The sequence below is a fragment of the Streptomyces sp. NRRL S-31 genome, assembly GCF_000718775.1.
GTDB lineage: Bacteria > Actinomycetota > Actinomycetes > Streptomycetales > Streptomycetaceae > Streptomyces.
Genome location: NZ_JOCB01000204.1, coordinates 1 through 2,500 on the forward strand (window position 1 = coordinate 1; position 2,500 = coordinate 2,500).

Annotated in this window: 1 protein-coding gene; it reads left to right on the forward strand. The window is 74.6% G+C overall.

Annotation, left to right across the window (positions count from 1 at the left end):
* Nucleotides 1–2,500: polyketide synthase dehydratase domain-containing protein (locus tag IF37_RS0138130; RefSeq protein ID WP_030754229.1), on the forward strand; the 2,500-nt coding region annotated here is incomplete at both ends.

Here is a 2,500-nt window from a genome sequence, read left to right on the forward strand (position 1 = left end):
CTACTCCACGGTCACCGGCGAGCCGGTCGACACCTCCGCCCTCGACGCCGATTACTGGTACCGCAACCTCCGCGAACCCGTGCTGTTCGACCAGACCACGCGTGCGCTGCTCGCCTCGGGTGGCGACCCCGTCTTCGTCGAGATCAGCCCGCACCCGGTGCTCACGCCCGCGCTGGAGGAGCACGAGGCGGGTGTGGTGACCGGGACACTGCGCCGTGACCACGGCACCCCGGCCGAGTTCCTGGCCGCCGCGGCGCGGCTGTTCGTCGCGGGTGTGCCGGTGCGGTGGCAGTTCCCTGAAGGGGAGCCGGTGACGCTGCCCACCTACCCCTTCCAGCGGACGCGGTTCTGGCTCGCCGGAGGCGCGGGAGACGTGTCCGCGGCCGGACTCGACTCGGTCGACCACCCGCTGCTCGGCGCCGCTGTCGAGGTGGGCGAGCAGCGGGTCCTGACGGGCCGGCTCTCCCTGGCCACCCACCCCTGGCTCGCGGACCACTCCGTACGGGGGATGGTGCTGCTGCCCGCGACGGCGTTCGTGGAACTGGTGGTGCACGCGGCCGGGGCGGCGGTGGAGGAACTGGTCTTGGAGGCGCCGCTGGTGTTGCCCGCGGACGCCGCGGTGGACGTGCAGGTCGTCGTGGGCGAGCCGGACGGGACCGGCCGCCGTACGGTCGACGTCCGGTCCCGTACGGACGGTTGGGTGCGGCACGCCACCGGCACGGTGAGCGGGAAATCCGTGGTCGGACAGGAGCTGACGCAATGGCCGCCGGCCGGCGCGGAACCGGTCACCGGGCTCTACGACACGCTCGCCGCGGCGGGCTACGAGTACGGGCCGGCCTTCCAGGCCGTGCAGGCGGTGTGGCGCCGCGGCGGTGAGGTGTTCGCCGAGGTCACCGTGGTGGACGCGGCCCGGTTCTCCGTTCATCCGGCCCTGCTGGACGCCGCCCTGCAACCGCTGGCGCTGCTGGCCGGCACGGAAGGCGACGTGCGGCTGCCGTTCTCGCTGGGCGGGATCGCGGTCCACCGCACCGGCGTGACCTCCGCGCGCGTGCGGCTGGCGGAGGTGCGCCCCGGCACGTACGCCGTCCACCTGGCGGACCGGTCCGGCGAGCCCGTGGCGACCATCGAGGCGCTGACCACCCGACCGATGGCTGAACGCGGCCCGCTGTACGCCCTCGACTGGATTCCGCTGACCCCCGGCGAAGGCGCGCTCGGCGACGCCGTCGTCTCGCCCGGCTCGGTCGCCGAGGCGCTGGCGGCCGTCCAGGACTTCCTGGCCGGGCCCGGCGACCGGCTCGTGGTGCGCACGCGGGGCGCGGTCGCCGTCGTTCCCGGTGACGGGGTGAGCGACCCGGAAGCCTCGGCCGTATGGGGCCTGGTCCGGTCCGCGCAGTCCGAGCACCCCGGCCGGTTCGTGCTCGTGGACGCCGACGAGCTGCCCGAGGGCCTGTCGGTCGGCGACGAGGACCAGGTGGCGGTGCGCCGGGGTGCCGTCTACGTGCCCCGACTCGTGCGCTCCGCACCGGAGGCGTTCGACGGACGGCTGACGCAGGCGGGCACGGGCAGCCTGGACGACCTCGCCTTCCTGCCGTACGAGCAGGCCCCGCTCGGGCCCGGCGAGGTGCGCGTCGCCGTCCGGGCGGCCGGCCTGAACTTCCGGGACGTGCTGATCGCCCTCGGTGTCTACCCGGACCCGGCGCTGCTCGGCAGCGAGGGCGCGGGCGTCGTCACCGAGGTCGGCGCCGAGGTCACCGGGCTGCGGCCGGGCGACCGGGTCGCAGGGCTGCTGCCCGGCGCGTTCGGCCGGGTGGCCGTCGCCGACCACAGGGTGCTGGTACGCGTCCCCGACGAGTGGACGTTCACCCAGGCCGCCACTGTGCCGATCGCGTTCATGACGGCGTGGTACGGCCTGCGCGACCTGGGCGGGCTGAAGGCCGGCGACCGGGTGCTGATCCACGCCGGGGCCGGCGGCGTAGGCATGGCGGCGGTCCAGCTCGCGCGGCTGTGGGGCGCGGACGTCCACGCGACCGCCGGCCCGGCCAAGTGGGACGCACTGCGCGCCCTGGGGCTGGACGAGGACCACATCGCCTCGTCCCGGACCCTGGAGTTCGCCGACCGGTTCGGCCCCTTCGACGTGGTGCTGAACTCGCTGTCCGGTGAATTCCTGGACGCCTCCCTGCGGCTGCTCGCGCCCGGCGGGCGGTTCGTGGAGATGGGCAAGGCAGACATCCGGCCCGACGTGCTGGCCTTCGACCTGGCCGACGCTGGACCGGAGCGGCTGGGGGAGATCCTGGCCGAGGCCGTCCGGCTGCTCAGCGCAGGCGAGCTGCGCCTGCCACCGCTCACCACCTGGGACGTCCGCCGCGCGCGGGACGCCTTCAGGTTCATGAGCCAGGCCGCTCACATCGGGAAGATCGTCCTCACTGTTCCCGCGGATCTCGATGCGGCCGGTACGGTGCTGATCACCGGTGGTACGGGGACGCTGGGGGGCTTTGTGGCC